Origin of the sequence: Thiohalomonas denitrificans (assembly GCF_016841685.1) — a bacterium.
GTDB classification, from domain to species: Bacteria; Pseudomonadota; Gammaproteobacteria; order Thiohalomonadales; family Thiohalomonadaceae; genus Thiohalomonas; species Thiohalomonas denitrificans_A.
The window spans coordinates 19863-36075 of record NZ_JAENYR010000036.1; the positions used below are offsets into that span (position 1 = coordinate 19863).

22 protein-coding genes are annotated in these 16213 nt (G+C 58.2%); 11 read left to right on the forward strand and 11 right to left on the reverse strand.

Annotation, left to right across the window (positions count from 1 at the left end; genetic code table 11):
• Nucleotides 1–13: 13 nt before the first annotated feature.
• The 5 genes from Q7L05_RS09445 to Q7L05_RS09465 form a co-directional block, all read right to left on the reverse strand.
• Nucleotides 14–1300 (reverse strand): tetratricopeptide repeat protein, encoded by a 1287-nt coding sequence (locus Q7L05_RS09445; RefSeq protein WP_303905341.1) that lies wholly within the window; start codon nucleotides 1298–1300, stop codon nucleotides 14–16.
• A gap of 88 nt (nucleotides 1301–1388) precedes the next feature.
• Complete coding sequence (locus Q7L05_RS09450; protein ID WP_303905344.1) at nucleotides 1389–1784, reverse strand: hypothetical protein; 396 nt, start codon at nucleotides 1782–1784, stop codon at nucleotides 1389–1391.
• Nucleotides 1781–2482 carry an anti-sigma factor family protein gene (locus tag Q7L05_RS09455; protein WP_303905347.1) on the reverse strand — a complete coding sequence of 234 codons (702 nt, stop codon included), beginning with the start codon at nucleotides 2480–2482 and terminating at the stop codon, nucleotides 1781–1783. The genes Q7L05_RS09450 and Q7L05_RS09455 overlap by 4 nt, the downstream gene beginning before the upstream one ends.
• 11 nt (nucleotides 2483–2493) lie before the next feature.
• Entirely contained in the window at nucleotides 2494–3060 is a 567-nt protein-coding gene (locus Q7L05_RS09460; RefSeq protein WP_303905350.1) for an RNA polymerase sigma factor, read from the reverse strand.
• Nucleotides 3061–3273: 213 nt separating this feature from the next.
• On the reverse strand, nucleotides 3274–3489 hold the full coding sequence (locus Q7L05_RS09465) for a YgaP family membrane protein (RefSeq protein ID WP_303905353.1): 216 nt from the start codon (nucleotides 3487–3489) through the stop codon (nucleotides 3274–3276).
• Between the two features lie 424 nt (nucleotides 3490–3913).
• Between Q7L05_RS09465 and Q7L05_RS09470 the strand changes: the two genes are divergently transcribed.
• Nucleotides 3914–4411 (forward strand): cytochrome c, encoded by a 498-nt coding sequence (locus tag Q7L05_RS09470; RefSeq protein ID WP_303905356.1) that lies wholly within the window; start codon nucleotides 3914–3916, stop codon nucleotides 4409–4411.
• Nucleotides 4412–4474: 63 nt separating this feature from the next.
• Here the strand turns inward: Q7L05_RS09470 and Q7L05_RS09475 are convergent, their stop codons facing one another.
• Nucleotides 4475–4969, reverse strand: a complete 495-nt coding sequence (locus Q7L05_RS09475; protein ID WP_303905359.1) for a C40 family peptidase — start codon at nucleotides 4967–4969, stop codon at nucleotides 4475–4477.
• 42 nt (nucleotides 4970–5011) lie between these two features.
• Entirely contained in the window at nucleotides 5012–5101 is a 90-nt protein-coding gene (locus Q7L05_RS17570; RefSeq protein WP_441351205.1) for a hypothetical protein, read from the reverse strand.
• A gap of 190 nt (nucleotides 5102–5291) precedes the next feature.
• On the opposite strand from Q7L05_RS17570, the gene Q7L05_RS09480 reads away from it, so the two are divergent.
• Nucleotides 5292–5894 (forward strand): cytochrome c oxidase subunit 3 family protein, encoded by a 603-nt coding sequence (locus Q7L05_RS09480; protein ID WP_303905362.1) that lies wholly within the window; start codon nucleotides 5292–5294, stop codon nucleotides 5892–5894.
• 2 nt (nucleotides 5895–5896) lie between these two features.
• Nucleotides 5897–6196, forward strand: coding sequence for a hypothetical protein (locus tag Q7L05_RS09485; RefSeq protein ID WP_303905365.1), 300 nt, complete (start codon nucleotides 5897–5899; stop codon nucleotides 6194–6196).
• Nucleotides 6197–6262: 66 nt separating this feature from the next.
• Here Q7L05_RS09485 and Q7L05_RS09490 read toward each other — a convergent pair whose 3' ends face one another.
• Nucleotides 6263–7195: a substrate-binding domain-containing protein gene (locus Q7L05_RS09490; protein ID WP_303905368.1), complete on the reverse strand. Its 933-nt coding sequence runs from the start codon at nucleotides 7193–7195 to the stop codon at nucleotides 6263–6265.
• Nucleotides 7196–7385: 190 nt separating this feature from the next.
• On the opposite strand from Q7L05_RS09490, the gene Q7L05_RS09495 reads away from it, so the two are divergent.
• The 3 genes from Q7L05_RS09495 to Q7L05_RS09505 all read left to right on the forward strand — a co-directional run bounded on the left by Q7L05_RS09495 (nucleotide 7386) and on the right by Q7L05_RS09505 (nucleotide 11004).
• The gene (locus Q7L05_RS09495; protein ID WP_303905371.1) at nucleotides 7386–7952 is read left to right on the forward strand and encodes a cytochrome C; all 567 of its coding nucleotides are present in this window, start codon (nucleotides 7386–7388) and stop codon (nucleotides 7950–7952) included.
• Between the two features lie 380 nt (nucleotides 7953–8332).
• On the forward strand, nucleotides 8333–9310 hold the full coding sequence (gene lpxD / locus Q7L05_RS09500) for a UDP-3-O-(3-hydroxymyristoyl)glucosamine N-acyltransferase (protein WP_303905373.1): 978 nt from the start codon (nucleotides 8333–8335) through the stop codon (nucleotides 9308–9310).
• An 866-nt stretch (nucleotides 9311–10176) separates the two neighbouring features.
• The gene (locus tag Q7L05_RS09505; protein WP_303905376.1) at nucleotides 10177–11004 is read left to right on the forward strand and encodes a putative Ig domain-containing protein; all 828 of its coding nucleotides are present in this window, start codon (nucleotides 10177–10179) and stop codon (nucleotides 11002–11004) included.
• A 20-nt stretch (nucleotides 11005–11024) separates the two neighbouring features.
• On the opposite strand, the gene Q7L05_RS09510 is transcribed toward Q7L05_RS09505, so the two are convergent.
• Entirely contained in the window at nucleotides 11025–11351 is a 327-nt protein-coding gene (locus Q7L05_RS09510) for a YqcC family protein (RefSeq protein WP_303905378.1), read from the reverse strand.
• A gap of 166 nt (nucleotides 11352–11517) precedes the next feature.
• Between Q7L05_RS09510 and rbr the strand changes: the two genes are divergently transcribed.
• The 5 genes from rbr (at nucleotide 11518) to Q7L05_RS09535 (ending at nucleotide 14486) form a co-directional block, all read left to right on the forward strand.
• A complete protein-coding gene (gene rbr, locus Q7L05_RS09515; RefSeq protein ID WP_303905379.1) occupies nucleotides 11518–12096 on the forward strand; it encodes a rubrerythrin in 579 nt (192 codons plus the stop codon).
• Between the two features lie 12 nt (nucleotides 12097–12108).
• Nucleotides 12109–12468, forward strand: coding sequence for a hypothetical protein (locus tag Q7L05_RS09520; RefSeq protein WP_303905382.1), 360 nt, complete (start codon nucleotides 12109–12111; stop codon nucleotides 12466–12468).
• 111 nt (nucleotides 12469–12579) lie between these two features.
• Nucleotides 12580–13365: a hypothetical protein gene (locus tag Q7L05_RS09525; protein WP_303905385.1), complete on the forward strand. Its 786-nt coding sequence runs from the start codon at nucleotides 12580–12582 to the stop codon at nucleotides 13363–13365.
• A gap of 354 nt (nucleotides 13366–13719) precedes the next feature.
• Nucleotides 13720–14025, forward strand: coding sequence for a hypothetical protein (locus Q7L05_RS09530; protein WP_303905390.1), 306 nt, complete (start codon nucleotides 13720–13722; stop codon nucleotides 14023–14025).
• Entirely contained in the window at nucleotides 14025–14486 is a 462-nt protein-coding gene (locus Q7L05_RS09535; RefSeq protein ID WP_303905392.1) for a hypothetical protein, read from the forward strand. The genes Q7L05_RS09530 and Q7L05_RS09535 overlap by 1 nt, the downstream gene beginning before the upstream one ends.
• A 64-nt stretch (nucleotides 14487–14550) precedes the next feature.
• On the opposite strand, the gene Q7L05_RS09540 is transcribed toward Q7L05_RS09535, so the two are convergent.
• Together Q7L05_RS09540 and Q7L05_RS09545 are read right to left on the reverse strand one after the other, a co-directional pair.
• On the reverse strand, nucleotides 14551–15075 hold the full coding sequence (locus tag Q7L05_RS09540; protein ID WP_303905395.1) for a hypothetical protein: 525 nt from the start codon (nucleotides 15073–15075) through the stop codon (nucleotides 14551–14553).
• A gap of 70 nt (nucleotides 15076–15145) precedes the next feature.
• Nucleotides 15146–15373, reverse strand: coding sequence for a hypothetical protein (locus Q7L05_RS09545; protein ID WP_303905398.1), 228 nt, complete (start codon nucleotides 15371–15373; stop codon nucleotides 15146–15148).
• Between the last annotated feature and the right edge of the window lie 840 nt (nucleotides 15374–16213).

Genomic DNA, 16213 nt, shown 5'->3' on the forward strand with positions numbered 1-16213 from the left:
ACGGCTTTTCGCGTCAGAACGAGCCGCTGACCCCGGCCATGAAGAGGTTGCGCTCGTAACTGTAGCTGGCAATGTTCGATTGATTGTCGCTGTGGATGTAGGTCCCATAGAGCGCCCAGCGTTTATCCAGCGCTCGCTGAAGGTGCAGTTCGGCCTCGGTCAGATCGTCCTCCCGGTTGATCCGGGTGCTGTCGAGCAGGACATCCGTATCGTCGTAATGGCTGTTGCGGAATTTCACCTTGGCCGAGGCACGCCAATCCGTGCCGATGGGGCGATCGATGCCGGCGCGGAGGGTATTGCGGACGGGCGAGTAGCTGGTGAAGGTGGTGGCCGTGGCGAGATCGTTGCGGTCATTAAGTTCCAGGGTATAGCGGATGCTGAGCCGGGCCTTTCCGGCGGGCCAGATCCCTTGCACGTCGGCTTGCTGTCTTGAGCCTTCCAGGTGATTGAACGCTGTGTCGAGGGCAGTGTATTGATCGAAACGGTAACGCAGACGCAGCCGTAGGTCCTCGAAGCTGCGCCGGCCCTGAAACTGTAGCCTGCCCCGTCCCAGGTAGGGGTCACCACCCAACTGGCTGTACTCGCCGAACAGGCCCGCCTCTGCGCGCCAGGCACCAATGGGCTTGAGCCGCGAGATACCGGCAAGCAGGGCTCCGAGGTCGTAGGCATCGATCGATTGGTAGTCGGAGAGGTAGGCACTGGCATCGAGGCGCCACTGCTTTTTTTCACGGGTGGTGTGGCTCAGGGAGCCGAACAGCTCGATGAACGAGTCACTCTCCTGCCGGGGCGTGAGCAGGGCCGGGTCGATCACATTGTCGTCGTAGCCCAGTGCGAGGCTGGCCGTCGCCAAGGTTTCGCCCTTCGGCGCGGGACTGAGCTGCTCAAGGCGGGTGGTTGCGAGGGCTGCCAGTTTTGTGTTGCTGCCGGTCTGTGCCTTACGGAACTGCTGGGCTGCGGCATCCGGGCGCTTCTGTTGCAGGGCGACCAGTCCCAGGTTGTAGCTTGCCAGCTGGGCCCAGCGCGGGTCGGCCGCGGCTCGAACGAAAGCGCGTTGGGCAGTCGCATAGTGGCCGAGTTGGTATTCGGTGACGCCCAGGTTGTACCAGAGAGCGGGCGTGTCGAGTCCGGCCTGGCGTGCCCGCTCAAAGGCCGCGCGCGCTTCCTCGTAATCCTTCTTCTGGAAGGCCCGGGTCCCTTTGTCGAACTCCGAACGGGGGTCGGCCCCACTGGCGGTCATCGCGAATAGTGCAAAAAACAGAAAGGCCCCGAACAGGACCGGTTTGGAAAGTGAGGTAGCCATTATCTGGTCCGCTTCCGGTATCAACAAAAATAGCGGACCTCCCCGAAGGAGGCCCGCTCATTAAACCCGCCAAATCGTCTAGCTGCAGTTATTGTTCGCGCTGGTCACGGGTCTGCTGCTGGAATTCATACTGCTCCTGACGCATTTCCTGATTCATCTCCTCACGCTGCTCCTGAAGCTGCTCGCGCATCTCCTTGCGATGCTGCTGCATCTCCTCTCGCTGTTCGTTCTCCTCGCGATTGGTGCGCAGCCGTTCCTGATTGCGCTCACGCTGCTGATTGGCCGTTTCCAGCCCATCGGTCGCGCTCTTACGCGCCTGTTCCCGGACCTGTGCAGGCAGTTCGATGCGCTGGGTCACTGCGTCGGGGGTCGCCTCGGGGCCGACCACCTGCATGGTGACATCATCGACATCCTCCGCAAAGGCACCGGCTACGGGCGCGATCAGCCCGCCTATCATAATTGCACTTACCAGGGTTTGTTTCATGATTTCATCTCCTCGAAAGGGTTTGTGGTTGTAGGGTCTTTTGACCAATACACATGCCGGTCCGGTGTTAACCGTCGGGTGTGATTCGCTGCTTGGATCTCGAGGCGTAGCCGAAACGCTTTCGATTTTCCGCCGTGCTCGATTCGTGCCACCAGTTCACCTCCACGGCCTTCCCGTGCCCTCACCGGGAGGGAGAGCAGATTGGTGCCCTGTTGCAGGTCGGTCTGCCAGGTCAGCTGACGCTGGTCCGGGTAGCCGGCCAACTCCACGCCGGCCGGAAGCTCCATGACAAGCGTGCCGCCGCGGATTGCCTGTGGCACATTGAACGCAAGATCGACCGTGCGCTCCTCGTGCAGGGCCAGTGTGATCCCGTCGAGGGGAGTGGACGCCTGATGCCCGACCATGAGGCCTGCCCAGGAACCGGTCAAAAGGAGGGCGACCGCTGCTGCCGCCGCCCATCGGCGCTGGATAGTACGGGTGTAGCCTGATGAGGCGGCCAGGGCGCGTCTGGCGAATCCGGGGCTTGCCGGGGGGATCGGCAGCGCACGCAAGTTGCGCATTAGCGAGTGAGCCGCGATCAGCTCTGCCTTGCAGCGGTCGCATGCGTCGGTGTGTCGCTCCATGGCCTCCATCGCCTGGCGGCCCAGTTGGCCGTCCAGGTGGTCGTCGAGCCGCTGTTTGAAATCGGTGCAGTTCATGTCGTTGTCCTCTATCCCTCTAAACGCACAGATTCGTCAAAAGGTTTCATCTCCGGCTCCAATTCTTCCCGGAGTCGGACGCGCGCCCGGTGCAGACGTGACTTCAGGGTGCCGATCGGTGTACCCAATAGCCTCTCCAGCTCCGGGAGCGCATAGCCTTCGATATCGTGGAGCGCTACCAGGGCGCGCTGGTCCGGATTGAGCTTTTTCAGGGCACCCTCGATGCGGCGCTGCTGGAGGGTCGTCTCGGTTGCGGACTCAGGATCGGTAGCGGGATCGGTCGCTGCGGTGGCATCCGGATCGCTCTGTTCGGTGACCGGCGTACGACCGGCCTGCCGCCGTTGATCGATGAATAGATGGTAGAGCGTCCGCGTGAGCCATGGCTTCAGCTGCTCGATCGCAGCCAATTCTCCACGGCGGGGATAAAGCTTCACCAACAGGTCCTGTACCAGATCCTCTGCATCGGTACGGTTGCCTGTGAAGCGGTAGGCGAGATGGTACAAATGATCCAGATTGGGTCCGAGGAGCCCCTCGAATTCGCGCTTCCGGCGTTTGAAAAGATGGATTAGGTTGGCCATTGCCTCCCTTAACGCCGAGCGATGAGAAAAGGTTCCCTTCGGGAGGAAATGGTTCGGTCCAAAGGCCCGCGGTGTTCACTCGCGCATTATTGCATGCTGGAGGACCCGCGACCTATGTGCGCGGCGGCGTGGTCGAGATCACCTTCATTTTAACTACATCCGACGGGCACCGGAAACCGCTTACGGTTTCCGGCTGTGAGCTGGTTCACTATATCAATGGCTCTGCTTTTGTTGTTGACAGGTGTTGATGCCCAACAGGGCATTGGCGGGGCAAAAACGGACCAGGCCGGTCACCACACCGATGGCACCGACGATGAGAGCCAAGGTCTGCCAGAGGGTGGACAGGGGGTAGAACAGGCCGATTGCGAGCAGAACGATACCCAGCACGATGCGAATGGTGCGGTCTGCTCCGCCTACGTTGCACTTCATGATGACCTCCAGTTGTGCCAGGAGCCTGTCGGACTTAACACTGATCTACTCGGCTCGGGCGTCCTGCTTCGCTCTAACTCCTCCATCCATGGAGTCGTGCGGAAAAGCCGGATTTGGCCAGATTGTCCGATCTTTCCCGTTAAATAGACCCGCTATTCGCCTCGAAAGATCGAAAAATCTGTCTCAAACCGGCTTTCCCTCGCTACGATCGGTCAAGTCCGACAGCCTCCCGGCAACAGGTAAACTGTAGATGTACCTGCCCTCGATACTCGCCGGCAGCGTCGGGACGTGGACGGCGAGCGAAAGCAGGAACGAATCGGATCTGAATCCGTTCTGAGTTATGTTAGTCAAAAAGACCAATATAACCAGAGTCCGTCGCGGCACCGGGACGTATAGTTACTTATCAAACCGAGAGAGCATCATCATGAAGAACAAAAAAGGCCTGTTTCAGCGCACATCATTCGCGGCAGCTTTGCTGCTGTCTGCCACTACCGTGGTCGGCGCGCCGGAAACAGTGACCGAGCGGTTATCGCCGGAGACGCGACAGATACTGATTGAAGAGATGCAGTTGCTGGCATCGGCCATGGGGCCATTGCACACCGCCGTGGTCACCGGAGAGCACGAATCTGTGGCTCAACATGCGCGACAGATATACGACAGTTTTGTCCTCAAGCAGAAGCTTGGTGCCGACCAACGGAAGGAGATTGGTACTCTTCCCCAGCAGTTTATTGCTGCCGACCGCGATTTCCATGAGCTGGCGGCCCATCTGGCCGAGGCGGGTGAACAACAAAAACCGGCCCTGGAGCGCTTCTATTTTGAAGAGATGACCCGCTCCTGCCAGAGCTGCCATGAGGATTTCGCCGGGAAACGGTTCCCCGGTCTGGCCAACGGAGGCACCAAACAGAACACACATGAGCACTGACCGGGTAGTGCGGTCGCTTCGGCGCGAAAAGCGGCCGCTCTGCGAGAATATCTGGCCGGACGCTTAGCGAAAGCGCCCGGCCTTTATCAGTCGCGCCTGCCAATAGGGGTTGGAAAGGGATCCGTAACTGACGAGCTTGCCGCTGGAAGGGGCATGCAGAAAGCGGTTGTTTCCGGCATAAATGCCGACGTGTGAGGGCTTACCGTCAATACGGAAAAAGAGCAGATGCCCGGGCAATAGACGGGACCGGTCTACCGGATGGATAGCGGCAAACTGGGCGGCCGTAGTGCGCGGCACCACGTAGCCCGCTTCGCTATAGGCATACCAGACGAGCCCGCTGCAGTCGAAGCCGCTTTGGGGTGAATTGCCGCCGTAGCGGTAGGGCGTGCCCAGCAGGGTTTCGGCGATACTCATCACCGGGCCTTTGGGGAGAGCGCTCTGCTGTACCGGCTGGAAGCTGCAGCCAGCCAGGATCGCTCCGGCCAGTAGTGCGGAAATCGCGGCTTGCATGCCTACCATCATCCCCGTGCAGTGGCGAAAAGCGGTGATCCGTTTCACGAATTATACCCAGAGTTCGTCTTGTTCGTGCGGAACCCGCTCCTAGAAGATGAGGGCGAGTAGGCCAATCACCACCAGCAGTCCGATAAGAAAGATGATGAACGCACTCCATCCCAGCGCTTTGAAAACCATTTCCTTGCCCTCAGGTCGACGTGATTGTGGACCCCGCCACTGCCTTCGAGTCTAGCGCACCGCGATATACAGGCAATCACTGCTGCGTCGAATCGTGCCTTTACCTGTGGCGTTTCCTTTCGCATCTATAGTTCGCAGCGTATGTCACTGATAGAATTGAACTCGCTTCGGTAGTTAAGGAAAGCGCTGCATGGTTGAAGCCGCACTCGATCCCGCCCCGACGGTGATCATCCCGCGGGAGGGGCGAATACCCGGAAACAAGGGCATATGGGTTGGTATTACCTGTGTGTTTGTGGAGTTCGCGATGATGTTCGTGATCTATTTCATCGCCCGCGCCCATTATCCCGAAGCCTTTCACGAAGGACCCGGCAGGCTGTCTAGTGCTGCCGGCACGGTGATCACTCTTCTCATGGTCACCAGTAGCTACTTCATTGCCTGTTCGGTGAAGTCGATTGGTCACGGTCGCAGTCGCAGGGCCGTAATGTGGCTGGTCGCCGGTTTACAGGTGGCACTGCTCTACCCGCTGGTGAAGTATCTCGAGGTAAGCTGGAATCTTGGCAACGGGATAGAAGGCGACTCAGGCATTTTCTTTACCATATATTACTACCTGACGCTGAATCACCTGGTGCACGCGTCGTGGGGCATCCTGGGGATGCTTTTTGTGTTGGTGCGCCTGGTCTTTGGTGGTTATTCGGCCGAAGAGCATTCCGGGATGGTGGCGCTGGCGAGTTACTGGCACGCAACCGACATCATCTGGCTGGTCATCTTTCCCCTGTTTTACGTCCTGGCATAAAGATGATGAGAGGAAAATCGGACGGCTTTGCGCTTCTGACCACGGCCTGGCTGGCCCTGGTTGCACTGACGCTGCTCAGTCTGGGACTCGGAGAGTGGTTCGGTACTGCCTCCTGGTTGCCACTATTGATGGCTGCCATCATGTGGGTCAAAGGTATGATAGTCGCCGGGTACTTCATCGAGTCGGATATTGCACACCCTTTTGTCAGGTACCTGGTAGGTGCCTTTGTCGCCCTGTCGCCGATTGCTTTGGTGATTACGGTCTTTTTCGGCGATCAGATCGCCCGCTGGTCCGCTCTGTAGCCGACCCGCCGACCGCGCGAGAAGCCTCGGCTGGTCGGCTGCCCCGGGGACGCGAACGGCGCCCCTTCAATGCCCGCCAATGGTATAGATACCGCTGTTGCCCATCACTTCCACGGCACGGATGTAGTTGGGACTGGCCTTCATTAACAGCAGAGCGCCGCGATGGAAGGGCAGGGTGCCCGCATTCTGGATGATGCGCTGGCCTTCAACAGAGAAGGCAAAATCGACGAATTGGCTGAGCACCGGATTCGACTCATAGTCCTGCGGAGCGACCAAAAACAGGATACGGAACAAGGGGTATTTGCCGCGTTTGAGGGTGACAAGAGAAGCATCGATACCCTCGAGATTAAGCATTTTCACGGCACGATGGCGACTACTGCTAATCCCACTGACGGCGAACCCGTCCGGATCGCCCTCGATCGCCTTTTCGATCTTTCCCGAGGAGGGCAAAATGGTAGCCCGTTGAGCGAACGACTTGTCGGGATCGTCGAAAAGCTGCTGGCGAAGGGTAAGGCCGACGCCGGAGATTTTGCCCTTGCGCACGTAGAGGTTGATGGGTCGATTCGAGCTACTTCCCAACTCCCCCCAGGTGGTGATCTTCCCGGTAAGAACGTCTTTGAGTTGTTCGCGGGTGATATTGGAAACGGACTCGTTTTCCGGATGCACGGTGACGACCAGCGCATCCCATCCTATCGGGATCAATTTGAGCTTGGCTTCGGAGTCGATTGCACCGTCGCCGCTTGCATTAAGCAGCGGTAACCGGCAACTTCCCCCTAGCTGACTTTTCCCAGCGTTGACGGACCGAAGGCCGCGGGTCGCACCGCCGCCTTCCAGCTGAAATGGGGTGCCGGTTTTGTTCTCGAATGCTTCTGCGAGTGCCTGCATATAGCCAAGCTTTGAGATGCCGCAGCCCACCCAACTTACGGCGTCATCCGCTCGGACCATGTTTACAGTAACCGTAAGCGATATGATTACGCCCCAGAATACTCCCCTATCCATGTTTTTCCCTCTTGAAATTTGACTCTTTTTCGGGATCCCGAAACACTCTAGAGCATGTTAGGAAAAGATCAATAAGAATATGAGCCGGCACGGCTCCTTTTTGTATTTTTTCCTGGATGCAGAGCATTCAGCTTTGCTTCAGAAAACGGCGCTAGAATAGAACATCCGAAGCTTCAGGAGTGAACATAACATGAACTGGAAGAGAACGGCCCAATGGGTCTGTGTCGCGTCAATCATATTGACGGCGCCGGCAATAGCTGATAGAGAGCGGTCTCCGGACGGGGAGCGGGCGTCGCCGGCTGTTCAGAATGCAGCCGATGTCGTGCCGGCTGCATCCTCCTCCTATCGGAAGGCCTGTGGGGTCTGTCACTTTGCCTATCCGGCGGGTTTACTTCCCCCGCAGTCCTGGGAACGGATACTGACCGGACTGGACGATCACTTTGGCGAAAGCGTCGAACTGTCGCGCAGTGAGCTGGATAGCGCCCGTCGCTACCTTTTGAACAATGCCGCCGGCCGGGGGCCACATCAACTGCCCTATCAACTGCTGCGCTCGCTCGGTGACGATGTGGAGCCGCTTCGGATCACGGGGATTCCGTACTTTATTGAAAAACACGATGGCATTCCGGGGGCGGCGGTCCGGGATAACCCGCAGGTACGCTCCTGGAGCCACTGCGATGCCTGTCACACCCGTGCCGACGAGGGCCGTTTCTCCGAGGATGAGGTTCAGATTCCGGGCTTCACCGGTAGCTTGGACTAGGAGCCTGTCCGAGATAGCGACTATTGAATCAGGTTTTTCGGTTCAGCGAGGCGAGAAGCGGCCAGATGCAAGGCACTTGCCCGCCGGGGGAGGTCATTCCACCTCAAGGGCAAGTAAGCAGGCTTATCACCTCGCCCGAAGTGAGCCCCCGAGCGACGCCGGTGCGGCGTTGCAGCGCTTGACAAGGGAATGGCGCGCTGCGCCTTGCCCTGACGCCGCTCGGGGACTCTGAAGGCGCCATTAGGCGTGTGGGCTGGCGGCGGCTCTTGTTGAGCGCTTTACCGTAGTGACCTGAGCCGGTATTCGTCTGCCGAGGTTCCAGGAGCCCGGCTACCGCAGATCCAGCAAAAAGAATTGCAAAAAAAGAGCAGGGTAAATGGATGAGCTACACGTTAGCCGAAATTGGTGAACATTTTGGCCTGAAGGTCGAGGGCGACCCCGCCCTGACCATAGAAGGGCTTTGTGGGTTGACGGACGACCTTCCCGGTCGCCTTTCCTTTATCGGATCCCCGAAGCTTCTGGAACAGGCGGCCCGATCGCGGATTGACGCCTTTATCACCAAGCCGGGGATGGTAGTCGAGGGCAAGGTCAATCTCTACAGCGATGACCCGGAGTACGCCATCGCGCAGATTGCGGAGTGGTTCCGTCCGGCGCCCATGCTACAGGATGAAAGGATCCATCCCGGCGCCGTTATCGGCAACCATGCCGACCTGGGCGAGGCGGTGCGGATTGGCCCGGGGGTAATTCTCGGTCGCCACGTCCGCGTGGGGGACCACACGGAGATTCTGGCCGGAACCGTCATCATGGACCACGTCGTGATCGGCGAAAACTGCCTGATCCATCCGAATGTAACGATTCGAGAGCACTGCAGCATCGGTGATCGGGTGATTTTACAACCGGGAGTCGTTATCGGCGGGGATGGTTACGGCTATCTGCTGCGAGATGGCGAGCACAAGAAGATTCCTCAGATTGGTGGAGTGATTATCGATAATGACGTCGAGATTGGAGCTAATGCCACCGTGGACCGCGGGCGCTTCTTGTCGACCCGTGTCGGGCGGGGCACCAAAATCGATAATTTCGTTCACGTGGCTCATAACGTGCAAGTTGGTGAACACTGCCTGCTGGTATCGCACGTCGCCATCGCCGGCAGCACGAAATTGGGTAATCACGTCACCCTGGCTGGTCAGGTCGGGCTGGTTCACCACATTGATATTGCCGATGGGGTCACCGTCCTCGGGCAGTCGATGGTTACCAAGAGTATCAATGAAAAAGGCGTGTGGGCCGGCAGTCCGGCGCAGCCCGCCGATCTGTGGCGACGTTCAGTGGCACTGGCTTACAAGCAGGCAAGGAAGAGGTAGAAACGGCCACGTATCACGAACAGGTCGTGATGAGATTCGGTGGCGATCCACCCAAAAATGTCCGGTTTGGTGCTCGTAGAAATACGAATGGTGGAACAGGACTGATCGTGCCTGGGAGCCTGTCCGAGAAGAGACTGACCTACTCGGCTCTGGCCTCCTGCTTCGCTCTAACTCCTCCATCCATGGAGTCGTGTGGCCAAGCCTGCTTGACCAGATCTCCCGCTCATTTTCGTTGAATAGAACCACTCGGCTCGGGCATCCTGCTTCACTCTACCGACTGCGTCCATGCAGTCGTATTCGTCTCGAATGAGCGAAAAATCTGACTCAATCAGTCTTGCCCTCGTGACGGTCGCTATGCTCGGACAGGCTCCCAGAGTCTTGTCACCTCTAATGGCGCCTTGCCGGGCCCGCGATGCCCTACATGAAAAGCTGGAGCAACCGCAGTCGACGGGCCGGTATGGTGATGCTTGGTACCCGCGCCGCGGTATTCCTCCACTGTTTGAACTTCGATGGTATGACGAAAAAAAACTGACGGCGGCACGGGAATTTGGAAGAGTACTCCGGCCCACGCGCTCTGATGTGGGAGGCGCGAAGTCGGCCATTTTCCCTCCCCGCTCGTAATTCGTTGAACGCCAGCCTTTGGTAGCTGGATTGCCGGGCCCGTCCAGATGTGAATTCGGGTCGGGCATGTGAACGGGTTCCAGCCGAGCCGCCAACCCTATCGCAAATCATAAGAACTCCTAACCTGATGAGACTGAACGCACATTGAAAAGCCCTCAACACTTTTATTCTGCCCACCTCATTTAAACGGCAAAGGGCAGTGCCGCAATCATTCTCCAGGGAGGGCGATTTCCGGAGGTGTGTGGATGTTTTCCCTGCGTTGGCTTGGTCTTTTTGTGGTCTTGAGCACGACTGTGGTTTTGTCGGCCTGCGGTGGAGGTGGTGATACGCCACTGGATCCTGTTCCCAGTGAACCGATCTCTGAAGATGGGAGTGGGACCGAACCGGCCGGTCTTGATGGTGATGGCACATCCGATACCGATGGTACGGATGGTACGGAATCCGCTTCTGGCGAGGTTCAAGACCCGGAGAGCTCCGATTCCGATTCGGCAACCGATGAGGCCGATGTTGCTGACCCTGATCCCGTAAACCGTGCTCCGGAGATCAGTGGCACGCCATCCACCGAAGTGACCGAGAACAGCGAATACCAATTCACCCCCACGGCCTCCGACGCGGATGGGGATGACCTCTTCTTCCGCATTGAAAACCGTCCGACCTGGGCGCAGTGGGATGACAAAACGGGGACACTGAGCGGGACGCCGGACTATACCGATGTGGGGACAACCAATGGAGTGGTGATTAGCGTGACGGACGGTGTATTGACGACGGCTCTCGAGGCATTTGATCTCACCGTTATCGGCGATGGCATCGGCAACGGCACGGCGGCAATCAGCTGGACGCCCCCGACCACCCGCACCGATGGCAGTGCACTGACGGACCTTTCAGGATACCGGATCCATTATGGCCAGCAATCCGGCGAATACTCTGAAATCGTCGAGGTAGGTCCGGGGAACACCGCCCACGTCATCGAGCAATTGGATCAGGGGCAGTGGTATTTCACCATGACTGCTCTGGATGGCGAGGGGTTGGAGAGCGAGTTTTCGGAGGAGGACCAAAAGCTCATCGCCTACTGATGCGGGTGAGTGTGTCGGCTTCAGCAGCGATTGATGAAGTTATCGAACTGTTTGATCAACACCAGCAGCATTCCCGTATCGCAATCGACTTCCCGGAAGGTGTGCTCGGCGATCGGAAAGATATCGGAACGGGATGGCCAGTCTTCTCCAATCTCCACAATCGTTTTGGTCTTGGGGATGAAGACCCACTGCAGCCACTGGTGGAATTTCAGCGTGTCATAGCAGAAGGGCGCGAGGCTCGACAACGCCTCTTCCGGAGGCGGGCTTGCCTCCCACAACCCGATACAGTGCATTTCTGCCTCGATGGCCAGTAGTAGATCGGCAAGCTGATGGGTTTCGCTGTTCATGATTTCTGTGGGAAGGGCGGCGCGTCTTTCGGACAAGCTTTCATGGTACCACCGGTTCGTTGCACAGTAACCCCGCGTCTGCGTCCATCCCGCCTTGGGGGCTGTAGACCCGGGGAATGGTTACGGGTGAAAATAGTCGTGTCCATTCTGTAACAGAGGTCATACGATGAACCGAACCATCAAAGGGACACGGACTGAGAAAAACCTGCTGACCGCTTTCGCGGGTGAGTCGCAGGCGCGTAATCGCTATACCTATTTCGCCGCCGTGGCCCGCAAGGAGGGATTGGTTCAGATCAGCCATATCTTCGAGGAAACCGCTGACCAGGAAAAGGAGCATGCCAAGCGTTTCTTCAAGTTTCTGGAAGGTGGCGAGGTGGAGATTAATTATTCCTTTCCGGCGGGGAAGATGGACGACACCCTGGAAAATCTCTATGCAGCCGCTGAGGGAGAGAATTACGAGTGGGCGGAGATGTATCCCGCCTGTGCTCAGGTGGCAGAGGAAGAGGGGGTCTCCGACATTGCCGCGGTCTTCGAGGCGATTTCGATCGCTGAAAAGCAGCACGAGCGCCGTTATCGGATGCTTGCCGAGAACCTTGACGCGGGCCGGGTCTTCAGGCGCAACGGGAAGGTTATCTGGCGCTGTCGAAACTGCGGCTATCTCCATGAAGCCGAAGAGGCTCCCGAGGTCTGCCCGGCCTGCGATCATCTCCGGGCCCATTTCGAACTGCTGGCGGAAAACTGGTAAATGGAGGCGGGTATGCGCGCGGTTTTTGTCTGGTTCGTCCTGCTGGGCTGGTTGAGCCCTGTGCACGGTGCTGACTACCTGCGGGATCAGAGTGAAGTGCATTCACTCCTTGAGGGGCAGGTACTTCAGGGGATCTATCTTCGTACAGGCTCTGCCTACACCCTTGAGTTTGCAGAGGACGGCACTCTGCACAACAGCTCCGGGGCAAAGGGCCGCTGGTGGGTCAATGAGCGCGGTCAGTATTGCCGGGAGTGGCTGAGCGGCCGCTTGAAAGGCAATCAGGCCTGTCTGGATTTGGTATTCGAAGACGGTGGCATTGCCATTCATTCCGGAGGGAAAAAAGTAGCCGAGGGTCGCCTCACCGGCAATTGATAGCCGGTTCTCTTTGCCTGGTCCGCAATTTCCCGGATAGGCAGCTGTCCTGTTGCCTCCTACGGTGGTTCGTAAGCGTACGCCCGATCAGATGGTGCAAGGAGGCTTGCTATGAAACAGAAAAAACTGACCGTTGTGATAGCGGCGGTTATGGGGCTATCACTCGGTGTACCTTCCTATATGCTCGGGCAGGAGCAGGGCGTGACAGACGCCGCTACCGAGCAGCAGCAGATCGGTTCAGAGCAGCCGTCCGGCAATATCATGAACATGGCCGCCAGCGAGCTGAAAGCCGAACCCATCTATAACGAAGTCTCCTCCGAAAATATGCGTCTGGCGGATGCCGCCCGGCAGGAACAGCAGACCTCTCAGCCGGTGGCCGCTGATACGCCCGCTGCCGACGTAGAGTTGGCTGCGTTCGAAGCGCTGGATGCAGACAGCGATGGCTTTATCGGCAGGCAGGAGTCCGGACTTAGCAGGCCCTTGGCGGAGAAATGGCTGGCGGTCGATATCGACTCCGACGGCCAGATCGATGAAACGGAATTCAGTGCCTTTGAAGCCGGTTACAGTGCCCACGTTCGGGCCCGGCAGGGAACGCAATCGCCAAGCCGGCGGCAGTCCGGAATGGCGCAGCAGCCGCAATCCCGCGATTCGCAAGAGCTCGCGCGGTTTTCTGAACTGGATGAAAACGATGATGGTTATCTGAGCGAACAGGAAGCCGAAGGCCATGAGCGACTCGTCGAAGACTGGGAACAGGCGGACACCAATAATGACGGCCATGTGGACCCGGTTGAATTCAGCGCATTTGAAAGCGCAATTCGACCTGAACGGTCGATGCAGCGTCAGCGGCCTGAGGATCGGCCACCGTCCAGCGGAATGGGGCAGGAGCAAAATCAGTAACGTTGATCCCCGTTAGGATTCACCCGGCTTCGGCCGGGTTTTTTGTGTTTTTTAATAACTGCTTGCCCGGGTGATCGCGCACGGCCCAGGAAATCCGTCATCCCCGCGTAGGCGGGGATCCATTTTGAGCCATGCTTCTGTTCTCTGGATTCCCGCCTCCCCCCCCCGCCTGCGCGGGGGTGACAGGGAATGACGGAGGGGGTGAGTAGCTGCGTTTTTTATTGCTTGGCGTGATCTGCGCGGGAAAATCTGGCAATTCGGGGCCTGGCATTTATACTTTGCTAGTCCCTATGGCTAAAACAATTCCCGTGATATAACTGTTATGCAGTTCACAAAAAAACAAAGGAGTGACCCATGGACCCCGCGTTTGATGTATCTCAAGTAATTACGTTCGCTGCTATTGCTGTCATGGGCTACTGTTTGTGGCTGGTGTTCAATCTGAAGGGCAGCATTCCCGGCGGCATCGTCGGCAAGAGCTGGGACACCCTGTTGTGGCTGGTGGGGCTATTTGCGGTGGGTTATATCAGTACGCCCTTTTTCAACTCCATGCCGGAAAGCGCCTTGCGGCTTCTTGTCGCCTGCATCTTCTTCTTCGGGGCAATCTACGTCTTGATCACCGTCAAGCTGCTCTATCGCGTGATCCAGGAGGTAATGGATTGATGGACAAAACGGCAACGGTCCGTAAAACCGACAAAGGTGAAGAGGAGCTTCGATCGCGAACCCTCGGCCTCGCCAAGGAATTGCGTCATGTCCTTATTCTGGTGGACGGACGCTCTTCGGTCGAACAACTGGCTGAAAAGGGGGGGCAGGACTGGGATGTGCAGGGCCGGTTGGTAGAGTTGGCCCGAGGAGGATTTGTCAGCATCGCCGGCATGTCACCCGAGGTGTTTGAATCGGATATCAATATCGCAGCTATTCGTGATCAACTGGTACTGATCGCGGAAGATGTACTGGGCGATGACGCCACCAAGGTAGTGCAGAAGCTTAATGCCGCGCCCGAGACTCGAGAGGGACTGCTCCATGTGGCTGCCCAGTGCAAGAAGCTGGTGAAGCTGCTCATCGATGAAAGCAAGGCGGAAGAACTCGAGCGCCGTTGTCAGGGGGCACTCGCGGTCCTCTGAAGTCGGGACCGGCGGCGGGCCGGATCCAAACCAACCGCTGTGCCGGCCGGACTGCCCTGGGCGTTCATCTGCCGCTTTCGCAGAGATCGCGCATTGCGGTGTATTGCTCGAGTGAAATCCCGGCAGTGGAAAAGTCGAAGGCATCCGGATAACCGCTGGCGGCCTCCGCACGTCTTTCGGCCTCACTGCACCATTTGATCGCCCATGCCGCGGGGGTGGCAGCTCCGAACGAGCCCGATGTCTCTGCCCGGCCCAGTGCCTGATGGAAGCCGCTGCGGGACAGGTTCCGGTGCACAGCGGCAACAGCGGCCGGATCCCGTTGTTGCACGGCTTCCACGAGAGAGTTGGCAGCCTGATCGATAACCGCCTGAGAGGCGGCTTCCAGGTGTCCTGCAATACGATCCCTGATTGCAGGATAAGTACTTGACGCCTTATCCCCCGAACCGGCGGTTTCCGCCAGGAAGGTCTGCAGCGCGGCCAGTCCTGCTACCGCCCGGCGCGCAGTCGCGGAGGAGCGACGTAGTCGTTCGCAGAAGGCGTCGATGCCGTCTGGCGTGATCGTTAATCGGAAAGGTTGATCAGCTCTCATAGCTCTCTGCCCCCCCTTGCAGTAATTTCCACGCAACTTGGCACCGCGCACCGGCGGCCTGCCGGGAAACTTACTGAGGGGCGGAGGTTTCAGTGAATTCTTCCCCGGATGTCGGGGGCAGCCATGCGACTTCGATAATAGCGCGGCTGGCCTGGAATGGCACGCGCGCCCTGCAGCCGGCGCAAAGGAATTCCCGGTAGTCGCTGCGTGCACCTATCATCGCCATTCCCAGCCCGACGGTTCCCTGCGTTCCGCAGGAGGGACAGACGATGTCTTCTGTTTTCCTGATTCCCGACATGGCAGCTTCTCCTCTTCTACTCACGAACCACTATGCAACAGTAGCAGAAGATAACAAAAATTTTGGCGGAATTTACGGGGAAATCGGTACCGATAATAGGTGAGTTAACGCGAAGCATTCTGGTTCAGGATGGAGCGCGTCCCGACCTGGGCAGCATAAGGACGGAGGGAAACGGATCGGCTATGCGGTCCTGATTGTAGATGGATTAGATGGATCCAGTGTGGCGTAAGCCGTGCTGAAGTCGTACCTCAGAAAGGCGTTAACGAAAGCCGAGGATAGGGCCGCTGAAAAATTCCGCTGCGCACTCTTGGAACCGCATCCCGAGGGGATTACATTAACCGCCGTTGTGGGCGTTGCCGACACTGAGCGGCGGGGAGAGAACAATCGTGCCCGGCTCATCGCACTGGCAGGTGAGGCCCTTTACGAGGGAAAGACGGCCGGTCGAACTGCCTAGATTACAGTTCGATACAGTTCGATAAAAAGACCTGAGCCGACTCGGCCAGGGTCTGTCATTGCGAGCCGTACCCGCCGCCTTGCAGCCCCGAATCAGTGACGAACCTTTAGCCGTCATTGCGAGGAGCCTCAGCGGCACGGCAATCTCGCTGTTAGGACACCAGATTACTTCGTCGCCGGGGCTCCTCGTAATGACAGCGGGGGCAAGTTCTTCAGGAGGAGCCCAAGCGACGAAGGCGGAATGAAAGAGGTAATCACCCGTAGGGTGGATAAGCGAAGCGCATCCACCAAGCGACCCGAGAGAACGGGGATGGCATTGCGAGCACTACCCACCGCTCCGCAGACCCGAATCAGTGACGAACCTTTAGCCGTCATTGCGAGCCGCAG

Excerpts from the sequence above, each read along its gene's own strand:
- Q7L05_RS09445 (WP_303905341.1), bottom strand. The coding sequence starts at position 1,300 with ATGGCTACCTCACTTTCCAAACCGGTCCTGTTCGGGGCCTTTCTGTTT.
- Q7L05_RS09450 (WP_303905344.1), bottom strand. The coding sequence starts at position 1,784 with ATGAAACAAACCCTGGTAAGTGCAATTATGATAGGCGGGCTGATCGCG.
- Q7L05_RS09455 (WP_303905347.1), bottom strand. The coding sequence starts at position 2,482 with ATGAACTGCACCGATTTCAAACAGCGGCTCGACGACCACCTGGACGGC.
- Q7L05_RS09460 (WP_303905350.1), bottom strand. The coding sequence starts at position 3,060 with ATGGCCAACCTAATCCATCTTTTCAAACGCCGGAAGCGCGAATTCGAG.
- Q7L05_RS09465 (WP_303905353.1), bottom strand. The coding sequence starts at position 3,489 with ATGAAGTGCAACGTAGGCGGAGCAGACCGCACCATTCGCATCGTGCTG.
- Q7L05_RS09470 (WP_303905356.1), top strand. The coding sequence starts at position 3,914 with ATGAAGAACAAAAAAGGCCTGTTTCAGCGCACATCATTCGCGGCAGCT.
- Q7L05_RS17570 (WP_441351205.1), bottom strand. The coding sequence starts at position 5,101 with ATGGTTTTCAAAGCGCTGGGATGGAGTGCGTTCATCATCTTTCTTATC.
- Q7L05_RS09480 (WP_303905362.1), top strand. The coding sequence starts at position 5,292 with ATGGTTGAAGCCGCACTCGATCCCGCCCCGACGGTGATCATCCCGCGG.
- Q7L05_RS09485 (WP_303905365.1), top strand. The coding sequence starts at position 5,897 with ATGATGAGAGGAAAATCGGACGGCTTTGCGCTTCTGACCACGGCCTGG.
- Q7L05_RS09490 (WP_303905368.1), bottom strand. The coding sequence starts at position 7,195 with ATGGATAGGGGAGTATTCTGGGGCGTAATCATATCGCTTACGGTTACT.
- Q7L05_RS09495 (WP_303905371.1), top strand. The coding sequence starts at position 7,386 with ATGAACTGGAAGAGAACGGCCCAATGGGTCTGTGTCGCGTCAATCATA.
- lpxD (WP_303905373.1), top strand. The coding sequence starts at position 8,333 with ATGAGCTACACGTTAGCCGAAATTGGTGAACATTTTGGCCTGAAGGTC.
- Q7L05_RS09505 (WP_303905376.1), top strand. The coding sequence starts at position 10,177 with ATGTTTTCCCTGCGTTGGCTTGGTCTTTTTGTGGTCTTGAGCACGACT.
- Q7L05_RS09510 (WP_303905378.1), bottom strand. The coding sequence starts at position 11,351 with ATGAACAGCGAAACCCATCAGCTTGCCGATCTACTACTGGCCATCGAG.
- rbr (WP_303905379.1), top strand. The coding sequence starts at position 11,518 with ATGAACCGAACCATCAAAGGGACACGGACTGAGAAAAACCTGCTGACC.
- Q7L05_RS09520 (WP_303905382.1), top strand. The coding sequence starts at position 12,109 with ATGCGCGCGGTTTTTGTCTGGTTCGTCCTGCTGGGCTGGTTGAGCCCT.
- Q7L05_RS09525 (WP_303905385.1), top strand. The coding sequence starts at position 12,580 with ATGAAACAGAAAAAACTGACCGTTGTGATAGCGGCGGTTATGGGGCTA.
- Q7L05_RS09530 (WP_303905390.1), top strand. The coding sequence starts at position 13,720 with ATGGACCCCGCGTTTGATGTATCTCAAGTAATTACGTTCGCTGCTATT.
- Q7L05_RS09535 (WP_303905392.1), top strand. The coding sequence starts at position 14,025 with ATGGACAAAACGGCAACGGTCCGTAAAACCGACAAAGGTGAAGAGGAG.
- Q7L05_RS09540 (WP_303905395.1), bottom strand. The coding sequence starts at position 15,075 with ATGAGAGCTGATCAACCTTTCCGATTAACGATCACGCCAGACGGCATC.
- Q7L05_RS09545 (WP_303905398.1), bottom strand. The coding sequence starts at position 15,373 with ATGTCGGGAATCAGGAAAACAGAAGACATCGTCTGTCCCTCCTGCGGA.